Origin of the sequence: Polaribacter sp. BAL334 (assembly GCF_015767435.1) — a bacterium.
GTDB lineage: Bacteria > Bacteroidota > Bacteroidia > Flavobacteriales > Flavobacteriaceae > Polaribacter.
The window spans coordinates 1-345 of sequence record NZ_JADWOV010000077.1 but is presented as its reverse complement, the minus strand read 5'-3'; the positions used below and the strand labels follow the sequence as shown (position 1 = coordinate 345).

General features: G+C 34.2%; 1 protein-coding gene. It reads left to right on the top strand.

Annotated features, from left to right (window positions below; all coding sequences use genetic code 11):
- Positions 1-345: Eco57I restriction-modification methylase domain-containing protein (locus tag IU405_RS00400; RefSeq protein ID WP_410896729.1), on the top strand; the 345-nt coding region annotated here is incomplete at both ends.

The window sequence follows — 345 nt, the reverse complement described above, 5'->3', positions numbered from 1 at the left end:
GTATTATTGGAAATCCGCCTTATAGTGGAGAAAGTGCCAATAAAGGAGAATGGATTATGAAATTGATGGAAGATTATAAAAAAGAGCCAGGTGGAAAGGAAAAATTAAAAGAACGAAATCCTAAATGGATTAATGATGATTATGTAAAGTTTTTACGTTATGGTCAGCATTTTATCGAGAAAAATGGCACTGGTGTTTTGGCATTTATCAATCCACATGGGTTTTTAGACAATCCAACTTTCAGAGGAATGCGTTGGAATTTGCTTAAAACCTATGATAAAATTTATACGATTGATTTACACGGTAACGCCAAGAAAAAAGAAACTGCGCCTGATGGAAGTGTAG